The sequence below is a fragment of the Neisseria sp. 27098_8_112 genome, assembly GCF_041433235.1.
In the GTDB taxonomy this organism is placed as follows: domain Bacteria; phylum Pseudomonadota; class Gammaproteobacteria; order Burkholderiales; family Neisseriaceae; genus Neisseria.
Genome location: NZ_JAPWBB010000007.1, coordinates 25,880 through 45,875, shown reverse-complemented (window position 1 = coordinate 45,875; position 19,996 = coordinate 25,880). Strand labels below are relative to the sequence as shown.

The 19,996-nt window shown below is 49.7% G+C and carries 21 protein-coding genes and 1 other RNA gene; 9 read left to right on the top strand and 13 right to left on the bottom strand.

What is annotated here, in order from left to right:
* Window positions 1–18: 18 nt before the first annotated feature.
* From O3682_RS05965 to O3682_RS05955, 3 genes are all read right to left on the bottom strand, one after another.
* Window positions 19–885: a trafficking protein particle complex subunit gene (locus tag O3682_RS05965; RefSeq protein ID WP_371508992.1), complete on the bottom strand. Its 867-nt coding sequence runs from the start codon at window positions 883–885 to the stop codon at window positions 19–21.
* Window positions 886–956: 71 nt separating this feature from the next.
* Window positions 957–1,820 (bottom strand): mechanosensitive ion channel domain-containing protein, encoded by an 864-nt coding sequence (locus tag O3682_RS05960; RefSeq protein WP_371508990.1) that lies wholly within the window; start codon window positions 1,818–1,820, stop codon window positions 957–959.
* A 21-nt stretch (window positions 1,821–1,841) separates the two neighbouring features.
* Window positions 1,842–2,336: a restriction endonuclease gene (locus O3682_RS05955; protein WP_371508988.1), complete on the bottom strand. Its 495-nt coding sequence runs from the start codon at window positions 2,334–2,336 to the stop codon at window positions 1,842–1,844.
* A 288-nt stretch (window positions 2,337–2,624) separates the two neighbouring features.
* On the opposite strand from O3682_RS05955, the gene O3682_RS05950 reads away from it, so the two are divergent.
* The gene (locus tag O3682_RS05950) at window positions 2,625–2,960 is read left to right on the top strand and encodes a hypothetical protein (protein ID WP_003684489.1); all 336 of its coding nucleotides are present in this window, start codon (window positions 2,625–2,627) and stop codon (window positions 2,958–2,960) included.
* Window positions 2,961–3,200: 240 nt separating this feature from the next.
* On the opposite strand, the gene dnaE is transcribed toward O3682_RS05950, so the two are convergent.
* Window positions 3,201–6,635, bottom strand: a complete 3,435-nt coding sequence (gene dnaE, locus O3682_RS05945) for a DNA polymerase III subunit alpha (protein WP_371508986.1) — start codon at window positions 6,633–6,635, stop codon at window positions 3,201–3,203.
* Between the two features lie 165 nt (window positions 6,636–6,800).
* On the opposite strand from dnaE, the gene O3682_RS05940 reads away from it, so the two are divergent.
* The 3 genes from O3682_RS05940 to O3682_RS05930 all read left to right on the top strand — a co-directional run bounded on the left by O3682_RS05940 (window position 6,801) and on the right by O3682_RS05930 (window position 8,159).
* A complete protein-coding gene (locus tag O3682_RS05940) occupies window positions 6,801–7,034 on the top strand; it encodes an RNA-binding S4 domain-containing protein (protein WP_002221492.1) in 234 nt (77 codons plus the stop codon).
* The gene (locus O3682_RS05935; RefSeq protein WP_036492735.1) at window positions 7,012–7,230 is read left to right on the top strand and encodes a hypothetical protein; all 219 of its coding nucleotides are present in this window, start codon (window positions 7,012–7,014) and stop codon (window positions 7,228–7,230) included. Before O3682_RS05940 ends, O3682_RS05935 begins: the two co-directional genes overlap by 23 nt.
* Window positions 7,231–7,664: 434 nt before the next feature.
* Entirely contained in the window at window positions 7,665–8,159 is a 495-nt protein-coding gene (locus tag O3682_RS05930; RefSeq protein WP_371508985.1) for a DUF1307 domain-containing protein, read from the top strand.
* Window positions 8,160–8,593: 434 nt separating this feature from the next.
* Here the strand turns inward: O3682_RS05930 and yihA are convergent, their stop codons facing one another.
* On the bottom strand, window positions 8,594–9,235 hold the full coding sequence (gene yihA, locus O3682_RS05925; protein WP_049336942.1) for a ribosome biogenesis GTP-binding protein YihA/YsxC: 642 nt from the start codon (window positions 9,233–9,235) through the stop codon (window positions 8,594–8,596).
* A 215-nt stretch (window positions 9,236–9,450) separates the two neighbouring features.
* Between yihA and O3682_RS05920 the strand changes: the two genes are divergently transcribed.
* From O3682_RS05920 to rarD, 5 genes are all read left to right on the top strand, one after another.
* Window positions 9,451–10,074 (top strand): c-type cytochrome, encoded by a 624-nt coding sequence (locus O3682_RS05920; protein ID WP_003684518.1) that lies wholly within the window; start codon window positions 9,451–9,453, stop codon window positions 10,072–10,074.
* 267 nt (window positions 10,075–10,341) lie between these two features.
* Window positions 10,342–12,294, top strand: a complete 1,953-nt coding sequence (resB, locus tag O3682_RS05915; RefSeq protein ID WP_371509107.1) for a cytochrome c biogenesis protein ResB — start codon at window positions 10,342–10,344, stop codon at window positions 12,292–12,294.
* The gene (gene ccsB, locus O3682_RS05910; RefSeq protein ID WP_371508984.1) at window positions 12,287–13,474 is read left to right on the top strand and encodes a c-type cytochrome biogenesis protein CcsB; all 1,188 of its coding nucleotides are present in this window, start codon (window positions 12,287–12,289) and stop codon (window positions 13,472–13,474) included. Before resB ends, ccsB begins: the two co-directional genes overlap by 8 nt.
* Window positions 13,475–13,573: 99 nt before the next feature.
* Window positions 13,574–14,644 (top strand): tRNA (adenosine(37)-N6)-threonylcarbamoyltransferase complex transferase subunit TsaD, encoded by a 1,071-nt coding sequence (tsaD, locus tag O3682_RS05905; RefSeq protein ID WP_371508982.1) that lies wholly within the window; start codon window positions 13,574–13,576, stop codon window positions 14,642–14,644.
* Window positions 14,645–14,820: 176 nt separating this feature from the next.
* A complete protein-coding gene (gene rarD, locus O3682_RS05900; protein WP_371508980.1) occupies window positions 14,821–15,723 on the top strand; it encodes an EamA family transporter RarD in 903 nt (300 codons plus the stop codon).
* 93 nt (window positions 15,724–15,816) lie between these two features.
* On the opposite strand, the gene murU is transcribed toward rarD, so the two are convergent.
* From murU to O3682_RS05860, 8 genes are all read right to left on the bottom strand, one after another.
* Complete coding sequence (gene murU / locus O3682_RS05895) at window positions 15,817–16,512, bottom strand: N-acetylmuramate alpha-1-phosphate uridylyltransferase MurU (protein WP_371508979.1); 696 nt, start codon at window positions 16,510–16,512, stop codon at window positions 15,817–15,819.
* A gap of 86 nt (window positions 16,513–16,598) precedes the next feature.
* The gene (gene hpaC / locus O3682_RS05890) at window positions 16,599–17,099 is read right to left on the bottom strand and encodes a 4-hydroxyphenylacetate 3-monooxygenase, reductase component (protein ID WP_371508977.1); all 501 of its coding nucleotides are present in this window, start codon (window positions 17,097–17,099) and stop codon (window positions 16,599–16,601) included.
* Window positions 17,100–17,109: 10 nt separating this feature from the next.
* On the bottom strand, window positions 17,110–17,547 hold the full coding sequence (gene hpaR, locus O3682_RS05885) for a homoprotocatechuate degradation operon regulator HpaR (protein ID WP_004520883.1): 438 nt from the start codon (window positions 17,545–17,547) through the stop codon (window positions 17,110–17,112).
* Window positions 17,548–17,886: 339 nt separating this feature from the next.
* Complete coding sequence (locus O3682_RS05880) at window positions 17,887–18,393, bottom strand: protein disulfide oxidoreductase (protein WP_128582144.1); 507 nt, start codon at window positions 18,391–18,393, stop codon at window positions 17,887–17,889.
* A gap of 87 nt (window positions 18,394–18,480) precedes the next feature.
* The gene (gene rpsI / locus O3682_RS05875; protein ID WP_003681515.1) at window positions 18,481–18,873 is read right to left on the bottom strand and encodes a 30S ribosomal protein S9; all 393 of its coding nucleotides are present in this window, start codon (window positions 18,871–18,873) and stop codon (window positions 18,481–18,483) included.
* Between the two features lie 12 nt (window positions 18,874–18,885).
* On the bottom strand, window positions 18,886–19,317 hold the full coding sequence (gene rplM, locus O3682_RS05870) for a 50S ribosomal protein L13 (RefSeq protein WP_003684605.1): 432 nt from the start codon (window positions 19,315–19,317) through the stop codon (window positions 18,886–18,888).
* 177 nt (window positions 19,318–19,494) lie between these two features.
* A non-coding RNA gene (ssrS, locus tag O3682_RS05865) (6S RNA) lies at window positions 19,495–19,675 on the bottom strand.
* A 7-nt stretch (window positions 19,676–19,682) separates the two neighbouring features.
* Entirely contained in the window at window positions 19,683–19,985 is a 303-nt protein-coding gene (locus O3682_RS05860; RefSeq protein WP_003681511.1) for a cell division protein ZapA, read from the bottom strand.
* Window positions 19,986–19,996 lie beyond the last annotated feature (11 nt).

Here is a 19,996-nt window from a genome sequence, read left to right as displayed (position 1 = left end):
CCTTCCTGTCGGCCAATCTTATTCTGCGCCGCGCGGATTGGCGTGCAATGGCGCAGCCAGCTCGAGGCGCATGGTGGTGCCTTCTGGGGCATAAACCGCATTGGCAACATTGGTTTGCAGGGATTCGGCAAACGAGCCGCGATACACTTTTGCGCCTTGGTGGGTCAGATTGGATTGCACGTCGACGTACACTTCGCCGCCGATTTGACGCCAGAGGTGGCAGAATGTGTAGTCTTCGGATAGGTAGCGTTTGCTTTCAGGGTCGACCATGCAGTCGAAGAAGCGGTAGTGCAGGCCTTTGTTTTCCGGGCTGTAGTCGCTGTCGGAGACGTAGTTCAACTCGGGGTAGGCCTCTATCATTTTTTCAAATACGCTGCGTTTGATAACCATGAAGCCGGTTGGTGCGTCATGAACCTTCATAAAGCCTTCTTCATCGACTTTCAGGACGATTTCGCCGTTTTCATTTTTGTCGTTGGTATTGACGGTGTAAGAAGTGTACATGCGCTCAAAATCGGCTTGGGTCATGCCAGCCGGAAGGCCTGCTTTCGGCCAGTTTTCTCGTTTGAGCGGATAAACGCCGGCTACAACGTCTTTGTCGGCCAAGAGCAGACGGTAGAATGAGTCGGGAGAGAAGCCGATGTCGGAGTCAATCCAAAATAAATGCGTCCATTCTTTGTTTTCCAAAAATCTGGCCACGCAGTTGTTGCGCGCGCGCGTAATCAGGCTTTCGCCGCGCTGCATCATCACTTGAAGCGGCAGGCCGTGTGCGGCGTTGGTGTGGACGATGTTCAGAAGTGAGAGGGTGTAGTTGTGGAAATATTTGCCGTCATGGCTGGGGGTCATGATTACAGGGTACATTTCGGCAAGGGCTGATTCTGGCAACATGAGTTTTCCTTATTGTTGATTGTGAACTTTATTATTGTAAGGGATTTGATTGTATCAATAAACAAACCATACTATTTTGTTTGGTTGATCAGTCGGTATTGCGTGCGCAAAAATTCGTCTAAGACGGCCTGTTGTATTTCCAGCCGTTTTGAAACGGGGGAGGCGAAGCGTACGATAATGTGGTACACCTTGTCATCATGCGGCACGCGGGACACGCGCGGCTGGGCGGCGGGAGTAATAAAGAGTTTTTGCGCTTGAACGTTTTCCAAATATTGTTGGATAACGGGAACATGGGCCGCGCACAACGGCTCAAGAACGGCTTTCAGACGGCCTATGATTTCGTCCGAATCCAAATGAATCGGCACGGGGATTTCCACCGTATGAATCACATAATTGCCCAAAATATTGTCGCGGCGCACGGTATGGCTCAAAAGCAGGCTGTTGGGAAACGAGAGCGTTTTGCCGGAAAGCTGGCCGATCAACGGATTAGGGCCGATTTGCATCATCAGCGTGTTCAGCATATTAATATCGACCACCCGTCCGCGCAGACCGTTGATTTCGATGTAGTCGCCGATGGAATATTGTTTAGTCACCGAGCGCAGGATGCTGCCGGACAAACACATAATCAGCTCTTTGGTTGCCACCACAATCGCCGCGGCCACTGCAAACATCGACAAGGCCAAAGTTTGAATCTGCGCCGCCCAAATCATCGCCAGCCCGAGCAGGATCAGCAACATGGTTACGTTGCGGCTGAACACCAGCGAGCGGCGTTTGTTTTCAATGCTTAAATCCGGATGGCTGCGAAAATGCGCCGAGAGCAAAATGCTGCGCCCGGCAATGACGGCCACAATCATCAATACCGACATCAATGCCGATTTGATGATTTCTTCACTGATAGGCAAAGCGTTCAGCCATTCATGTATGGTGTTCCACATAATCCTGTTTCCTTTCCCTTCTTAGGCCGTCTGAAAACCCACGCGTTCAAAAATTTCTGCCGCACACGCTTCCGATACCGCAAACAAAGTTGCCACGCTGCCCAAAGCCCGTTGCGTAGCCGCACTCAAATCATCACGGCACACTTCGCCCAGCCACTCAACCGGCCGCACCAGCGACATTTTCTCATCGTCCCATTGCGGACAATGTACCGCGCCGCCCGTAATCCTGCCGACCCGATAACGGCGCAAAGCAGGCGAGTAGGTCAGTACGGCATCTCCATCAGCCAATTCGTTGACAAACCGCCACACCTGAGCCGCGCCCGATTGCGCCGTTCTTAATTTCACATCCGGTACGGCCGAACAGTAAATATCGGTCAGCTCCTCACGGCTAAAACCTTTTGCCGCCGCTTCGGCCAGCATGGGCCAGGCCAATGCCGCCACACCGCGTTCAAAAAATACATCATAAAGCGCACCTTGCGTGCTGCGAACCATATAAAGTCTGGCTTGTTTTCCCATTGCAGTACCTGTTTGTTTGAAGGATTCATCCCTTGGTTTCAATATTACCCGTTACGGCTGAAAAATTCGATATTCAGCATAGGCGGAAAGTGTTAGATTACCCGCTGAAAATAAATGAATGATAAATAAAAGGCCGTCTGAAAAACAAAATAAGCTGATATATCAACAGATGATATATCGTAACAATATATTAATAACTGTAAAATTTTTTACGGCTGCATGAAAAAAAGATAAGATGGAATAATCAATCGAGAAAGATTGCTATTCACTGAACATTAGGAGAGAAAAATGACCTGTAAAACCCACGAACATCATGACCACGTCCACGGCGCAAACTGCGGCCACACTGCCATCAAACACGAAGGCCACGTCGATTATCTGCACGACGGCCACCTGCACCATGAGCACAACGGCCACTACGACGAGCATGCTCTGAGCGTCAATGAAACCAACCCTGACGGCTGCCATCCGGTTGACACCTGCCACGGCCACGTTCACGGCGAAGGTTGCGGCCACGAAGCCGTACCGCACGGCGATCATGTCGACTACATCGTCAACGGCCGTCTGCATCACCAACACGGCGACCACTGCGACGACCACGGCCCGGTTGAAATCGTTAAATAAAACTGTTTTTCAGACGGCCTTTGATATGGGGCATCTATAGAAAAAGGGGGTGTATTTTCACCCCCTTTTTTTGTGGGCTATCTTTTCCTATTAGCCAAAGTCTCTTGCAATAAACTTTTCAGATAATCTCTCTATACAATAAGGTCGTCTGAAAGCCTCAATCCGTATTTGATTTATGTTTTTAAAGCGCTTTTTAAATTAAAGGCCGTCTGAACGTGTAGTTTCAGACGGCCTTTAGTTTTACCAATTCACGCGGACAGCCCTACTGCCGAGTAATGTTTCCAGTTCGTCAAACAAGGCGGTGCTTGGCGTTACCATCCATTTTGGCGCAATTTTCAATTTGCCCGATGCTTTGCCGTTGCTGTACGACAGTTGCAGCGGGATGTGTGACGTGTCGGGCAGGCGGTGGGCGGTGAGGATGGCGGCGAGGCGTGCGATGTCGTGACCAGGGGCGAGGGCGAGGCTGAGGCTGCGGGCGTAGCGTTCGCGCGCCATTTGCAGGGTCATGACTTGGTTGGCCATGATGCGCAACCCGTCGCCGCCGCCGTAGTCGTCACGGCTGACTTTGGATTCGATAATCAGCACTTGGTCGGATTTGAGGTAGTCGGCGCAGTTTTCCAACGTCTGGCCGCTGACCATGATTTCAATCTGCTCGCTCAAATCTTCAAGGCTGATGAAGGCGATTTTGCCGCGCTTGCCCATCATGGTGCGCACGGCGGTAACGAATCCGGCGAGGCGCACGCTGTCTTGCGGTTTCAGACGGCCTAATTTGGTCGGGGCGATTTGGCGGACTTCTTGGGCATACGGGCCGAACGGGTGGCCGGACAGATAAAAGCCGATGACGGTTTTTTCTTCGGCAAGTTTTTCCGATTCGCTCCACATCGGCGCGTCGATGAGCTGCACCGGCTCGATAGCGTCTTCCATCATGTCAAACAGTCCACCCTGATTGGCGTTGGCGGCTTTTTGGTCGGCGTTGTTCATGGCGAGGTCGATGTTTGCCAAGAGCATGGCGCGGTTGGGTTCGATGCTGTCGAACGCGCCGCCGCGGATCAGGGCTTCGAGGGTGCGGCGGTTCATGTGTTCTTTGCCGACGCGCTCGCAGAAGTCCAAGAGGCCGGTAAATTTGCCGCCGCTTTGCCGCGCGGCGATGATGGATTCGACGGCGGCTTCGCCCGTGCCTTTAATCGCGCCGAGTGCGTAGCGGATTTTCATGTTCGGATACGGCGTGAAGCGGTAGTCGGATTCGTTGATGTCGGGCGGCAGGAACTCGATGCCGTTGGCGCGGCAGTCGTCGTAGAAATGCTTGAGCTGGTCGGTGTTGTCCAATTCAGACGACATGGTTGCTGCCATAAATTCGGCGGGGTAGTGCGCTTTGAGCCATGCAGTCTGGTAGGAAATCAGGGCGTAGGCGGCGGCGTGGGATTTGTTGAAACCGTAGCCGGCGAATTTTTCCATGTAGTTGAAGATTTCGTCGGATTTTTCGCGCGAAATACCTTGTTTTGCCGCGCCTTCGGCGAAAATTTCGCGGTGTTTCACCATTTCTTCGGGCTTTTTCTTACCCATGGCGCGACGCAGTAAGTCCGCACCGCCGAGCGAGTAGCCACCGATAATCTGCGCCGCCTGCATCACTTGTTCCTGATACACCATAATGCCGTAGGTCGGCGCGAGGATGCCTTCGAGCAGTGGATGGATGTATTGGAATTCCTGTCCCTTCATGCGCGCGACGAAGTCGGGAATGTTGTCCATCGGGCCGGGACGGTAGAGCGATACGAAGGCGATGAGTTCTTCAAACTTGGTCGTGTGCGCCGTTTTCAGCATTTTTTTCATGCCGGTCGACTCGAACTGGAAGACGGCGGTGGTGTTCGCATCGCGGAAGATTTGGTAGGCTGCTTGGTCATCAAGCGGAATCTTGCCGACATCGACGATATCGCCGGTGGTGTTTTTGATGTTGTTCTGCGCCATTTCGATAATGGTCAAGTTGCGCAGACCCAAAAAGTCGAATTTCACCAAGCCCACGTCTTCCACGTCGCCCTTGTCGTACATAGATACGGGCGAGGCGGATTCGTCCGCCTGATACACGGGGCTATAATCGGAAATCTTGCCCGGAGCGATCAACACGCCGCCAGCGTGCATACCCAGACCGCGCGTCAAATCTTCCAGCTTTTTCGCCAGCGTAATCAGTTCGTCTGCTTCTTCCGCTTCGATTAATTCCTGAATCTGCGGCTCGGCCTCCATGGCTTTTTCCAAACTCAGAGGTTTGTTGGCTTCCAACGGAATCAGCTTGGACAGTTTGTCGCACAGCATAAACGGCAGTTCCAGCACACGCCCTACGTCGCGGATGACCGCTTTGGAGGACATCGTGCCGAAGGTGACAATCTGGCTGACCGCCTCTGCGCCGTATTTCTCGCGCACATATTCAATCACGCGGCCGCGGTTTGCCTGACAGAAGTCCACGTCAAAGTCAGGCATGGAGACGCGTTCGGGGTTTAAGAAACGTTCGAACAGCAGCGCGTATTTCAGCGGATCAAGGTCGGTAATCTTCAGCGAATACGCCACCAGCGAACCTGCACCCGAACCACGGCCCGGCCCTACCGGACAGCCGTGTGTTTTTGCCCAGTTGATAAAGTCTTGTACGATAAGGAAATAGCCGGGGAATTTCATCTGGATAATGATGTTCAGCTCAAAATCCAAACGTTCCTGATATTCCGGCATTTTTGCCGCACGCTCCGCCTCGTCGGGATAAAGCTGAACCATACGTTCCTGCAAGCCCTCGTTGGACAGCTTCACCAAATAATCGTCCAGCGACAGGCCGTCCGGAGTAGGGAAGAGCGGCAGGAAGTTTTTGCCCAATGTGATGTGCAGATTACAGCGTTTGGCAATTTCTACCGTGTTTTCCAAGGCTTCAGGCAAATCGGCGAAACGTTCGGCCATGGTTTCCGGAGGAATGAAAAACTGGCTCGGCGTGAAATCGCGCGGACGTTTTTTGTCAGTCAGTACCCAGCCGCCTGCGATACACACCCGCGCCTCGTGTGCATTGAAATCATCGCTGCTCATAAACTGCGTCGGATGCGTTGCTACCACCGGCAAACCCAGTTCCTCCGCCAGCTTCACGCTGCCCGAAACGCAGGCTTCCCATTCGGGGCGTTCGGGTAGGCGTTGCAGCTCTAAATAAAACGCATCGGGAAACCACGCCGCGTATTTCAACGCCGCCGCACGCGCCGCGTCTTCATTGCCGTTTAAGAGATTCACGCCCACTTCGCCGTAATGTGCGCCGCTCAAACAAATCAAGCCGCTGTTGTCGCCATTCTCCAGCCATTCGGGGTTGAGTTCCGCATGATGGATATTGCGGTCTTTGCCGACATAAGCCTCCGTCAAAAGCTCGCTCAAGCGCAGATAGCCCGTATCGTTGCGGATAATCAGCATGGCACGAAACGGCTTGTCGGGCGCATTCGGATTGCCTATCCACACATCTGCCGCGCCGATGGGCTTAATCCCTGCGCCGCGGCAGGCTTTATAGAATTTCACCAAGCCGAATTCGTTCATCAAATCGCTGATGCCCAAAGCAGGCAAACCGTATTCCTGCGCTTTGGCAATCAGTTTTTTAATCCGCACCATACCGTCGGTAATCGAAAATTCGGTATGCAGGCGCAGGGGGATGTAGGTCGGCTCGGTCATGGCAAAATCGGCGTGAACAATAAAAGGCGTATTGTAGCAGGGTTGGCAGCTAAAGGCCGTCTGAAAACTAAATGTAATGGGGTTGGATAAAGCAAATCAAACAGAAGGGGGCTTTCTTTCAGACGGCCATGTTAAAATATCGCCATTATTGAAAAGGATTAAATGATGGAAGCAACTGTCTATCTTGAAGACAACGAATACATCGCTTTATGCGACCTGTTGAAATTGGCCGGTCTTGCCGAAAGCGGCGGACAGGCAAAAGCGTTTATCGCCGAAGGGCTGGTGTTGCGTAATGGCGAAACTGAAACCCGTAAAACCGCCAAAATACGCGGCGGCGAAGTGATTGAGTTTGACGGTGCGCGCTTGGAAATCGCCGATGGATACGACCCTGAAGAATAAAGCCGAAGCCATCTTGGGCGAACCGCTTTTAGACGAACCTGTTCGCCCCGAGTCATGGGAATGTTGCGGCAGCGAGTGCGGCGATGCCTGTATTCAGACAATGTATTGGGCGGAAAAAGCACGTTATGACGCGCAACAGCGGAAATTGAAAGAAGCTGGTTGGACTGATGGTGAAGATGAGGCAAAGGCCGTCTGAAAACGATTGGGCTTGATATAAATCGTGTTTTAAATAATGTTGCATTATAGGAAATATCGTCTGAAAGTTTCAGACGGCATCGGTTTCTTTTAAGTTTAAAATTAAGAGTTTTTTACCTTAAAAGCTGGTCATTTTCCGCTGTATCAGGAGGAGCTTTGTAATCTATAGGAGCAATGGTCGCAAAAGGATAGTTTATGGTTTCTGCCCCTGTTTTTGTAATTACGTTAACATATAGTTGATTTACCAATGTTTGATAAGTCAAAATTACCTGCTGTTAAATCTGCTTTTATTATCCTTTCTTATTTTAATATAATCTATATATCATAATTAAAAAGACAAGGGGGAAGGAATCCTGAATTATAACTAAATCGTAATGATTGCTAAATATAAAATATGATATAATCAAACTATTTAATAATTCAGAGGCTTTTATAATGAAAAAACGAAATTTTAAATTTATTCTTCTCCCTCTTTTAGCAGTCTTCATGCTATTCCTTCTTGGGGCTTGTGGACAAGAAACAAAAAAAAGCTATCTTCAATTAATTAAGCAAGAGGAGAGAATAGATTCGCGAGCTATTATTGAGTATCAAGGAGATAAAATTCTGAGCACGGATTTTACAAACACTATTTATTATGAAAGAACAGGTTTTTCAGAAGAACAATTTAAAAAAAGTATTGATGAATACGATGAGAAATACAAAGATGTGAAGGGATTATCTCACTCTGCAGAATATAAAGATGGCTATTTTATTGAAAAAACAACTATTGATTATACTAAAGCAGATATAAAAGAGTTACAGGAACATCAATTGCTTGATGCAACATCAAATCAAAAAGTTGACTATGTCAGCTATAAGATTACACTTAAAACTTTAGAGTCTAATGGGTTTAAAGAAGTGGAAAATGGAAAATTTGAAGAATTGAAATAAAAAAAGTTTCTTTCAGTCACGTAGATGACTGAAACTTAATACGTTTTTATTTTGATCAAAATCATGACGATATGGCCACAATTATTACTTATTATTTTCTCTCCTGCTGTGGTATTGAACGATGAATGCAGTCTATCCCCCAGCAATTAGTTGCGTATGAGCAACGATAAGAAGAGTAATTGCTTGTAATATTAAAATCAACACTTTAATAATAATGGAGATCGAAGCCGCGCTTTCAGACGGCCTTGCTGATATGTTGTGATGGTATATTTGGCGGAGATTGTGGTTTGCGTGTGAAAACAAAAAAGCGTGATGAAAAAAAGGGCATGTGTGAGACATGTCTCGAATTAAATGGTAAACGCGATGGTGAGAAACCAAATGACGGAATAAGATTTGCGGTTGGTCAACTTATCTTATTCCGCCTTGTTTTACAATCACTCAGGCGATGTTTCACCTGCAAGATTCTCGATTTCTTCGCGATGCGCGTCAAACCATGAGCCGACCACTTGATTGACTTCGTCCATACCTTGCTTTTTCAGGCTGGAGAACAGTTGAACGCTGATTTTTTGACGCTCGGTGTAGGGTTTGAGTGATTTTTTTACCGCAGCCAAAGTTTTAATCTGGTCGTTTTTAGACAGCTTGTCTGCTTTTGACAGCAGGATATGCACAGGACGGCCGGTAATGTGGAAAAAGTCCAGCATTTGAATGTCCAAAGCCTTGAGCGGATGGCGCGAGTCCATAATCAAAATCAGGCCGATCAGTTGGCGGCGTTGTTGCAGGTAGTCGCCCAAGAGTTTGACCCAGTGCGCACGGATGGCCTCCGGTACTTGCGCGTAGCCGTAGCCGGGCAAGTCGACCATGAAATTGCCGTTTTCCAGTTCAAAGAAATTGATGTGTTGGGTGCGGCCCGGTGTTTTGGAAACGTAGGCAAGGCGCACATGATTGGTTAAAGTATTGATGGCGCTGGATTTACCGGCATTGCTTCGGCCGACAAAGGCAATCTCGGCCGGCGTGTCGGGCAGGTCTTTCAGATGGTTGACCGTTGTAAAGAATTTGGCGTTTTGAAAAAGGTTCATCAGTATTTCCTTGCATGGAAACAAAACTGCAACATCATAATTTGTATCGGGCATTTATGTTGCAGCAGTTTGGTAATTTGAGTAGTAATTTAATGTAAACTTGGTATAGAATAGCACGTTTATAGAATTATCGGTTTTAATCGGGAAAATTCCCCGGTATTTGAGTATAAAAAAGGCATTGACGCGGTACGCAATGCTGTAATCAGGAGCACTCCATGAAACGATTGACTTTATTGGCCTTGGTATTGGCTGCCGGTGCGGTTTCCGCTGCCCCTAAAGCAGATGCTGAAAAAGGCAAACAGGTAGCGACTACTATCTGTGCGGCGTGTCACGCAGCCGATGGTAACAGCGGTATCGCAACTTATCCTAAACTGGCAGGTCAGGCTGCGGCCTACACCTACGGTCAAACCATGGCCATCAAAGACGGTACCCGTACCCACGGTGCTGCCGGCGTGATGAAACCGATGGTGATGAACTTGTCCGAACAAGACATCCGCGACGCTGCCGCCTACTACGCTAAACAACAAGGCAAACCGGGCGAAGCCAATCCTAAAGAAAACCCAGAGCTGGGCGCGAAAATCTATCGCGGCGGCCTGAGCGCTAAAAAACTGCCGGCATGTATGTCTTGCCACGGTCCTAGCGGCGCAGGTATCCCTGGCGGCGGTACTGAAATCCAAGCCTATCCTCGTCTGGGCGGCCAACACAAAGCTTACGTTGTTGAGCAAATGAAAGCTTACCAATCCGGTCAACGCAAAAACGCCATCATGGCCGATATTGCCAACCGCCTGAGCGAAGAAGAGTTGAACGCAGTAGCCAACTTCATCCAAGGTTTGCACTAATTTCGTTTTGAAACGAGCTTATTGATACAGGCCGTCTGAAAACCCTTCAGACGGCCTTAGCCAATATAGGCCGATAAGCCTGATTGTTTTTTTCAAATAGCGACAGCAAGATTTTTACTACAATATGCAGTATTCTTCCTTTCGCATCACACGTCATTGCAGTCCGTCCCATCGATCGGGTTGCCTTAAGCCGACATTTGAGACATGAGTAAATCTTCATCATCCGTCCCACTTATCCGTAGACCATGGTTTGCCTTTTTCAGCTCCATGCGTTTTGCTGTCGCCCTGCTCAGCCTGTTGGGCGTGGCTTCGATTATCGGTACGGTCTTGCAGCAAAATCAGCTACAAGTCGATTATTTGGTAAAATTCGGCCCGTTTTGGTCGCAGATTTTCGGCTTTTTGGGTCTGTACGACGTGTACGCCTCGGCGTGGTTCGTTGTCATCATGATGTTTTTGGTGATTTCCACCGGATTGTGCTTGATTCGCAATGTTCCGCCGTTTTTGCGCGAGATTCGTTCCTTCCGTGAAAACGCGAAGGAAAAATCACTGGCGGCAATGCGCTATTCCACCGTTTTAGACGGACAGGTGACGCCTGAAGTCGCGCAACGATATTTGGAAGTGCAGGGCTATGGCTGCAAAACCGTTACGCGTGAAGACGGTTCGGTTTTAGTGGCGGCGAAAAAAGGCGCAATGAACAAATGGGGCTATATCTTTGCCCATGCCGCGCTGATTGTGATTTGTTTGGGCGGTTTGATAGACAGCAATATCCTGCTGAAAATCGGTATGCTTACCGGCCGGGTCGTGCCGGACAATACGGCGGTTTACGCCAAAGACTTTAAGCCCGAAAGCGTGTTGGGTACGTCCAATTTGTCGTTTAGGGGCAATGTCAATATTTCGGAAGGTCAGAGCGCGGACGTGGTATTTCTGAATGCGGATAACGGCATGCTCGTGCAAGACTTGCCGTTTTCCGTCAAATTGAAGAAATTCCATATTGATTTTTACGATACCGGTATGCCGCGCGATTTCGCCAGCGACTTGGAAGTAACGGACAAGGCGACCGGCAAAGTCAGCGAACACACCATTCGCGTCAACCATCCTTTGACGTTGCACGGTATTACAGTTTATCAGGCAAGTTTTGCCGACGGCGGCTCTGACTTGACTTTTAAAGCGTGGAATCTGGCTGATGCCGACCGTACGCCGGTTAAACTCAAAGCAACTTCCATGCGTGAGTTTCCGCTGGATTTGGGCAAGACCTCTTATAAACTGGAATTCGACCAGTTTACTTCGATGAACGTCGAAGACATGAGCGAGCCGTCTGAAAAAGAGCAAAACCTGAAATCCGCCATCAACGATGTTCGCTCCGTCCGTCAGGAAGGCAAAAAATACACCAACATCGGCCCGTCTATCGTTTACCGTATCCGCGACAAAGCAGGGCAGGCGGTCGAATATAAAAACTATATGTTGCCGGTAAAACAAGATGAAGACTATTTCTTCATTACCGGCACACGCAGCGGCTTGGCGCAGCAATACCGTTGGTTGCGCATTCCGATGGATAAAAACGGCCAAATCGACACCTTTATGGCTTTGCGCCAATATTTGAAAGACGACGCGGCACGCCGTAAAACCGTTGCCAACGCCGTCAAAGGCGCACCCGCCGAAATCCGCGAGCAATTCATGGCGGCGGCGGAAAACACCTTGTCGATTTTTGCCAAAGGCGGCTATTTGGCTTTGGACGAATTTGTTACCACCAACATTCCCAAAGATCAGCAGGAAAAAATGCAGGGCTATTTCTACGAGATGCTCTATGGCGTGATGAACGCCGCTTTGGAAGACACGATCAGTACATACAACCTGCCGGCTTGGCCGCAAGATGAAAAGCGCAACCGCTTCCTGCTGCATGCAATGGACGCGTACACCGGTTTGACCGAGTATCCTGCGCCGATGTTGCTGCAATTGGACGGCTATTCCGAAGTGCGCTCTTCCGGATTGCAGATGACCCGTTCGCCGGGCGCATTCTTGGTATATCTGGGTTCAGTATTGCTGGTGTTGGGTACGGTGTTTATGTTCTATATCCGTGAAAAACGTGCTTGGCTGCTGTTTTCAGACGGCCGTATCCGTTTTGCCATGTCTTCCAGCCGCAACGAACGCGATTTGCAGAAAGAATTTCCGCAACACACACGGCAATTGCAGCAGCTTGCCAAGGATTTGAACCATGAATAACAAACATCAGGCCTTGCCCGAGCATGAGCTTCTGACACACAAATCATTTATCCGAAACCTCAACCTCTTCGACTGGGCATTCGCACTGCTGATTGCCATCGGTGCGTTTATTGCACAAACCCAAGCCGGTTTGCACATGGACATCTACGAAATGGTGATTTTGTGGGCGAGTGCCGGTATTGCCGTTTTTCTGGGTTGGTTTTTCAAACCGATGCGCTGGTTTATCCCTTTGGGTGTGTGCTTGGCGTATTTGGCCGTTGATTTGTATGGCGGTGACATCAAACACGCAGACGGTTTCCTGCTCAAATATCTGTTAAGCAGCCAGTCGGCGATTATGTGGCAATGCGCGTTTGTGTTCTTTGCCTTGTTTGCCTATATCGTCGGCGCGATAGCGGCGGTGCGCAAGAATGTGCCGTCCAATACGCTTTTGGGCATGGGTACCGTATTTGCGTGGGTTTCCGCGATGGCGGGCTTTGTCGGTTTGCTGGTACGCTGGCATGAAAGCTATCTGCTGCGTCCCGATGCCGGCCATATTCCGGTTTCCAACCTTTACGAAGTATTCATCTTGTTCTTGGTCATTACGGCGCTGATGTACCTCTATTACGAAGGCCGTTTTGCCGTACAAAAACTGGGTGGCTTCGTCTTCAGCTTTATGGCGATTGTGGTCGGATTTGTCTTGTGGTACAGCGTTTCACGCGAGGCGCATGCCATTCAGCCGCTGATTCCTGCTTTGCAGTCTTGGTGGATGAAAATCCACGTTCCGGCCAATTTTATCGGCTACGGCGCATTCTGTATCGCCGCCATGCTGGGTATTGCCGAACTGCTGGCACTCAGAAAAGAAGATGCAGGCAAAAAATCATGGCTGCCGCACTCGCAAGTCATTGAAGAAGTGATGTACAAAGCGATTGCCGTCGGTTTCCTGTTCTTCACGATTGCCACCATTCTCGGCGCATTGTGGGCAGCCGATGCGTGGGGCCGCTATTGGAGCTGGGACCCGAAAGAAACTTGGGCATTCATCGTTTGGCTGAATTACGCTATCTGGTTGCATTTGCGGCTGGTGGCAGGCTGGCGCGGCAAAGTGTTGGCTTGGTGGGCGGTTATCGGCCTGGTCATTACCGCCTTTGCCTTTATCGGCGTGAATATGTTCTTGAGCGGCCTGCATTCTTACGGCACTTTGTAAACCGCTTATTCCGCACTTTATTTCAGACGGCCTTTTTCCGTTTTTGGAGAAAACGCCGTCTGAATCGTTTTTAATCATTTTTTCAGACGGCCTCAAACCATGTTGGTATTAGGAATTGAATCATCTTGCGACGAAACCGGCGTTGCGCTCTACGATACCGAGCGCGGCCTGTTGGCGCATCATTTGCACACACAAATGGCGATGCACGCCGAATACGGCGGCGTTGTCCCCGAATTGGCCAGCCGCGACCATATCCGCCGTGTCGTGCCGTTGACGCAAGGTTGCTTGAAGGAAGCAGGCGTAGGCTATGCCGATATTGACGCAGTTGCCTTTACGCAAGGTCCGGGCTTGGGCGGCGCATTGCTGGCCGGTTCAGGCTTTGCCAACGCTTTGGCATTTGCCATCGGCAAGCCCGTTATCCCTGTCCACCATCTTGAAGGCCATTTGCTCTCTCCCTTGTTGGCAGACGATAAGCCTGAATTTCCATTTGTCGCTTTGCTGGTGTCGGGCGGGCATACACAATTTATGGCTGTACGCGGTATCGGCGATTACACCTTGCTGGGTGAAAGCGTGGACGATGCGGCAGGCGAGGCGTTCGACAAAACGGCCAAGCTGTTAGGTTTACCTTATCCCGGCGGTACCAAATTATCCGAGCTGGCCAAACTTGGCACGCCTGATGCCTTCACATTCCCACGTCCTATGCTCCATTCGCACGATTTGCAGATGAGCTTTTCCGGTTTGAAAACAGCCGTTTTGACCGCTGTCGAAAAAGTCCGCACCGAAACCGGTAGCGATGAAATTCCCGAACAGACGCGTAACGATATTTGCCGCGCTTTCCAAGATGCGGTGGTTGACGTATTGGCGGCCAAAGCCAAAAAAGCGTTGTTGGATACCGGCTTCAGAACTTTGGTGGTTGCCGGCGGTGTGGGTGCAAACTGGAAACTACGTGATGAATTCTCGCGCTTAACCGTCAAAATGCCGTCTGAAAAAGGCAAATCCAAACCGCAGGAAGAAAAAATCAACGTCTATTTCCCACCGATGGCATATTGCACTGATAACGGCGCAATGATTGCCTTTGCCGGCGCGATGCGACTTGCCGAGCGTCAGGCTGTCGGTGCATTCAATGTCAAGCCGCGCTGGCCGCTGTCGGATATTGTGAAGCAGGGCTGATGTATTAGACCGCTTCGATGCAATGAAAGGCCGTCTGAAAACCTAAAGACAGGGTTTTCAGACGGCCTTTAATGAAACGGATGTTTGCGGTAAAACTTCATTTAAAAAGATGAGTAATTTTTTCATCCGTTTTTTCTACAATATTAACGTTGATTGATTGCAAAAGGCCGTCTGAAATGACGAATTTATCCAAAGGTTTGCTGGCTGCGATAGCGTCCAATTTGTTGTTTTCCATGCTGTTTCTGTACGGTATGTGGATGCGGCCGATGACGGGGACGGAGGTGTTTGCCTGGCGCATGGTCGCCATGCTGTCGGCTTTGTGCGTGCTGATGACGATGGTCAACGGTTGGCAGGCGGCAACGCGTTTTGCTTATGGCGTCGGCCGGGATTGGAAACGATGGCTGCTGATTGTATTGCCGACGCCGATATTTGCCAGCCAGTTGTGGCTGTTTGTCTGGGGGCCGGTCAATGGGGAAGGGGTAAACATTGCCATGGGGTATTTCCTGTTTCCTTTGGCGATGATGCTGGGCGGACGGATTTGGTTTAAAGAGCGTTTGAACCGGTTGCAGAGGGTGGCGGTAATCTTGGCGTGTGCAGGCGTGGCATGTGAACTGGTACGGTCGGGCGCGTTTTCGTGGACGACTGTATGGGTGTTCGGTACTTATCCGTTTTATTATCTGCTGCGTCGCAAGCTGGGCGTGCCTTCCTTAATCGGGCTGACCTTTGATTTGTTGATGATTACGCCGTTTGTGTTGGCGTATATTTTGCTGGCAACGGATACGCCGGCGATGATTGCGGCCAAACCGGTTTTAATCTTTTTTATTATGTTGCTGGGTTTTAACAGTGCAATATCCATGCATTTGAATTTGAAGGCGAATCAATTGCTGCCGGTGGCAGTGTTCGGTATGTTGAGCTATTTGGAGCCTGTATTGCTTTTTATTGTGTCGATTGTGTGGCTGGGCGAGCCGGTACAAGGCGGCGCATTGATCGGCTACGGATTGATTTGGTCGGGATTGTGCGTGATGATTGCCAATGGCCTGTTGGGAATGAAGAAAGAAAAGAAATTGGCTAAAGCTTGATTGATGGATTGAGGCCGTCTGAAAATGATTTGATCAATGTTTTCAGACGGCCTTGAGTATTAAAAGGGGCGTATTGGATACGTCCCTTTTGTTTTACCAGCTTTGGGCGATACGGTCGGCTTCTTGCAGGCGTTCGACTGTACCGACGTCCAACCAAAGGCCGTTGTGGTGTTCGCCGCTGATTTGGTTTTGGCTCATGGCTTGACGCAACAGAGGGGCAAGTTTGGCAGCCTGGTGCGCCGGAGTATCTTTGAAAAGCGCGGGATGATAAACGCCCACGCCGCTGAAAGTCAGGGCTTGGCCGTCTGTGGATGATGCGGATACCAGGCCGTCTGAAAGCAGGCCAAAGTCACCTTCGGGATGATGGGGCGGATTGTCCACCAGCCACAAATGGGCGAGAAGGTTGTGTTCCTGTATGCGCTGGGCAGCCAGTTGTGCAGCTTGGAAATCAATGTCGGTTAATACATCACCGTTGACGACCAAAAACGGCTCGCCGCCCAAAAGAGGCAGGGCAGTGGCAATGCCTCCGGCAGTTTCCAGGCCTCCGGCGCGCTCGGGAGAATAGGCAATGTGTACGCCGTAGGCTGAACCGTCTTTCAAGGTGTCTTCGATTTGCTGGCCAAGCCAGGCATGGTTGATGACGATTTCAGTAAAGCCGGCCTTCCGCAGGCGGCGTAAGTGCCAGCCGATAAGCGGCGTGCCTGCCACTTCGAGTAAGGGTTTGGGCGTGTGGTCGGTCAGCGGGCGCATGCGTTCGCCGCGACCGGCGGCCAGTATCATTGCTTTCATGGGTGTGCCTATAATGTATGAAACAGAAAAGGTCTCAGGCCGTCTGAAAAATGAAACCGATGTTTCAGACGGCCTGAGACCTTTATTTATGCCAAAGATTTGAATTGCCTACGGAAATACAGCAATGCCGGCGCTTGCGTGTCGGTATTGCGGATTTCGTTGATCTGAACAAAAAAGACATAATGCGTGCCGATTTCGCGTTGATCGACAATGCTGCCGTGCAGGTGCGCCAGCGCGCCTTCGACTTCGAGCTGTCCGGTTTGCCCCCTATGCCAAATATGGTATTCGAAGCGTTCTTCGGGCGAGAGGTCGGTCAGTCCGGCAAAGTGTTCGGCGACATCCTGCTGGTCGTCGTTGAGCGTGTTGATACACAAATCGCGGTTGCCCTGCAGGATGGGGATGATAGCGGATTGGCGGTTGATGCACAGCATGACTGTCGGCGGCTCGTCGGTAACGGCAGTGACGGCAGTCATGGTAATGCCATAGCGCCCTGCTTCACCGTCTGTCGTGATAACGTGTACGCCGGCGGCACAGGAGGCCATGGCATCTCGGAAGGATCTCTTGAGTGTGTGTGTTGAATCTGTCATCCGGCTCGCTTTATTTTAATGCCTGTTCGATTTTTGCCAGCTCTGCCAAGAGTTCTTTGAGTTGTGCCATTTTTTCTTTGGTAAGGACTTTTTCAATTGCGTCATAGCGCTCGTCAACCAATGCGCCGGTAGATTCATAGAGTTTCTCACCTTCGGGCGTCAGTTTCAGGTAAACACGGCGTTGGTCGTTGGAAGGCTTCAGGCGGACGGCCAAACCTGCTTTTTCCAAGCGGGTCAGAATGCCGGTCAGGCTGGGGCGAAGGATGCAGGCCTGATTGGCCAAATCTTGAAAGTCGAGTGTGCCGTTTTCCGCTAAGAGCCGGATGATACGCCATTGCTGGTCAGTAATATTGGCTTGGTTCAGAATAGGGCGGAATTGGGTCATCAATGCTTCCCGTGCCTGAATCAGACCGATATTGATAGATGCATGTTTAGATTGGTTGGGCATTACTAAGTCTCCGGTGTTATCAAAAATCAAACCGTTGAAGCGTGAGGTAGATTGATAAAGGCGAATATTGCTGTTTTAAGGCTGCCGTCGGCAGCCGGGTCATGGGAACAAAAGCATCACTGCCACAATATTAGATGAAGATCTCTAACAGTTTGTTTTGATAATAATGTTTCCAATTGTTCTTATGGTTATATCTTAGTCTATTTTCTTTATAATCTCAACAAAATCATATGTTATCGGGAAAGAGATAGTTTATTTATTTATGAAGTGGAATAGGATAAAAATATTCGGTGGAGATGATTCTTTGGATTCTCTATTTTTAGTGGATTTTCAATGAATTTAGCTGAAGATATTTGCCAAGTAAATTCTGATTTTTAAGCCGATATAACTGGAAAGTCCGGATGTGTGGTGAATCATTTTGCCATCTTTTAATATGATAATGGTCGGAGTGACGGCTATGTTCCATTTTTGAGCCATTAGGCCGTCTGAATCGTTGAAGTTTGGAAAGGATAGATTGTTTTGTTGCATATGGTGGGCAATGTCTGCGTCGCTTCCGGAGCGCAAGGCTACGCCCAGTGTTGGGATATTGTCTTGGTGCAGCTTTTCTATGGTTGATGATGTGTATGAACAAATACGACACCAGCTGCCCCAAAAATAAACGACGGCAACCCTATTTTGACTGAAGGATTGAAGGGAGGTGGTTTGCCCATCGGTTAAAGTGATGGTTTGTGCTGCCGACTGCAAGGGTTGGTCAGGCTTGCGCACCCAGTCGACAATCAGGGATAAGAAGATGAAGATAATCACAGCCTGAAGCAATGATTTAGTGTAGTGGAGTAGGGTTTTCATCATATATTGCGGGGATATTGGATTATTGTTTTATAAATGAAAAAAGCCTTGCAGAGCAAGGCTTTTTGATTCGATTCTGAAAACGTATTAACGTTTGGAGAATTGTTTTGCGCGACGTGCTTTGCGCAAACCAGGTTTTTTACGTTCAACTTCACGAGCATCGCGAGTAACGAAGCCTGCTTGAGACAAAGCTGGTTTCAGAGCTGCGTCGAAGTCGATCAGGGCGCGGGTAATGCCGTGACGGATAGCGCCGGATTGACCGGTTTCGCCACCACCGGTTACGTTAACTTTGATGTCGAAAGATTCGGCATTTTCAGTCAGAACCAGAGGTTGACGTACAACCATGCGGCTGGTTTCACGTGCGAAGAATTCGTCAACGGGACGGCCGTTTACGATGATTTGGCCGGTACCTTTAGTCAAGAATACACGAGCCACTGAACTTTTGCGGCGGCCTGTGCCGTAGTAGTATTTACCGTTCATGTCGTGTCCTTATTATTTCAGTTCCAAAACTTTAGGTTGTTGTGCAGCGTGGCCGTGTTCGGCACCGGCATACACTTTCAGTTTTTTGATCATGGCGTAGCCCAGAGGACCTTTAGGCAACATGCCTTTTACGGCTTGTTCCAAAGCGCGACCTGGGAATTGCTCTTGCATTTCGCGGAAAGTGCGCTCGTAGATGCCGCCTGGGAAGCCAGAGTGACGGAAGTATTTTTTATCTTCGAATTTAGCACCGGTCACGCGCAGTTTGTCTGCGTTGATGACGATGATGTAGTCGCCGGTATCAACGTGAGGGGTGTATTCGGGTTTGTGTTTGCCGCGCAGACGGTGTGCGACTTCGGCTGCGACACGACCCAGAACTTTGTCTTCTGCGTCAATGACGAACCATTCGCGCTTCACCTCGTGGGGTTTTGCAGAGAAGGTTTTCATGGTTGGAATCCAGATATATATAGAAAGTTATGGATTTTAAAGAGGAGATTGGCTTTTGTCAATCTTAATTGAGCGTGTTTGATGCATGAATATGCGGTTTTTTCAGACGGCCGGAAATCTTTACGAAAGTCTTTACTTAGAAAGGGGAAAGCCACACCTGTCGGTATGGCTTTTTAGGGAATCCCCACGAGTGCCGTTTAGGCTGAATCCGCTTGAACCTTGCTGACAAGGCGGTCACCTCGGGTAGTTTCGGGTGCGTCCGATAAACGGACGCTCGCGCCCACTACAGCTCCCGGCAACCTAAAGCGAACGTATTGGTTCAAAGGAATATATGCCTTCGCGAACACCGCAGGGAAAAGGGGAAATTAGTTTTGCTCCAAGCGCGCCAGTGCTTTTTGGCACGCGTTGTTCATGTCGGTTATTTTACGCTCAAATTCACCGATTGCCAAATCGTCGTTGAGGGTGGTTTTCAAGAGGTCGTGTACGACGTTGAGGGCTGCCATGACGACGATTTTGTCCGTGCCGACGATGCGGCCGCTTTCTTTAATCGCATCGCTTTTCTTGTTGAGCATTTCAACGGCTTGCAGAAGGGTGGCTTTTTCTTCACTCGGTGTGTTGATGGTGAAGTTGACATTCATGATGTCGAGATTGACTTGTTCGATACTCACGGGGCATCCTT

What these genes read in the sequence shown, in the direction of transcription:
- O3682_RS05965 (WP_371508992.1), bottom strand. Translation starts at nt 885, where the DNA reads ATGTTGCCAGAATCAGCCCTTGCCGAAATGTACCCTGTAATCATGACC.
- O3682_RS05960 (WP_371508990.1), bottom strand. Translation starts at nt 1,820, where the DNA reads ATGTGGAACACCATACATGAATGGCTGAACGCTTTGCCTATCAGTGAA.
- O3682_RS05955 (WP_371508988.1), bottom strand. Translation starts at nt 2,336, where the DNA reads ATGGGAAAACAAGCCAGACTTTATATGGTTCGCAGCACGCAAGGTGCG.
- O3682_RS05950 (WP_003684489.1), top strand. Translation starts at nt 2,625, where the DNA reads ATGACCTGTAAAACCCACGAACATCATGACCACGTCCACGGCGCAAAC.
- dnaE (WP_371508986.1), bottom strand. Translation starts at nt 6,635, where the DNA reads ATGACCGAGCCGACCTACATCCCCCTGCGCCTGCATACCGAATTTTCG.
- O3682_RS05940 (WP_002221492.1), top strand. Translation starts at nt 6,801, where the DNA reads ATGGAAGCAACTGTCTATCTTGAAGACAACGAATACATCGCTTTATGC.
- O3682_RS05935 (WP_036492735.1), top strand. Translation starts at nt 7,012, where the DNA reads ATGGATACGACCCTGAAGAATAAAGCCGAAGCCATCTTGGGCGAACCG.
- O3682_RS05930 (WP_371508985.1), top strand. Translation starts at nt 7,665, where the DNA reads ATGAAAAAACGAAATTTTAAATTTATTCTTCTCCCTCTTTTAGCAGTC.
- yihA (WP_049336942.1), bottom strand. Translation starts at nt 9,235, where the DNA reads ATGAACCTTTTTCAAAACGCCAAATTCTTTACAACGGTCAACCATCTG.
- O3682_RS05920 (WP_003684518.1), top strand. Translation starts at nt 9,451, where the DNA reads ATGAAACGATTGACTTTATTGGCCTTGGTATTGGCTGCCGGTGCGGTT.
- resB (WP_371509107.1), top strand. Translation starts at nt 10,342, where the DNA reads ATGCGTTTTGCTGTCGCCCTGCTCAGCCTGTTGGGCGTGGCTTCGATT.
- ccsB (WP_371508984.1), top strand. Translation starts at nt 12,287, where the DNA reads ATGAATAACAAACATCAGGCCTTGCCCGAGCATGAGCTTCTGACACAC.
- tsaD (WP_371508982.1), top strand. Translation starts at nt 13,574, where the DNA reads ATGTTGGTATTAGGAATTGAATCATCTTGCGACGAAACCGGCGTTGCG.
- rarD (WP_371508980.1), top strand. Translation starts at nt 14,821, where the DNA reads ATGACGAATTTATCCAAAGGTTTGCTGGCTGCGATAGCGTCCAATTTG.
- murU (WP_371508979.1), bottom strand. Translation starts at nt 16,512, where the DNA reads ATGAAAGCAATGATACTGGCCGCCGGTCGCGGCGAACGCATGCGCCCG.
- hpaC (WP_371508977.1), bottom strand. Translation starts at nt 17,099, where the DNA reads ATGACAGATTCAACACACACACTCAAGAGATCCTTCCGAGATGCCATG.
- hpaR (WP_004520883.1), bottom strand. Translation starts at nt 17,547, where the DNA reads ATGCCCAACCAATCTAAACATGCATCTATCAATATCGGTCTGATTCAG.
- O3682_RS05880 (WP_128582144.1), bottom strand. Translation starts at nt 18,393, where the DNA reads ATGAAAACCCTACTCCACTACACTAAATCATTGCTTCAGGCTGTGATT.
- rpsI (WP_003681515.1), bottom strand. Translation starts at nt 18,873, where the DNA reads ATGAACGGTAAATACTACTACGGCACAGGCCGCCGCAAAAGTTCAGTG.
- rplM (WP_003684605.1), bottom strand. Translation starts at nt 19,317, where the DNA reads ATGAAAACCTTCTCTGCAAAACCCCACGAGGTGAAGCGCGAATGGTTC.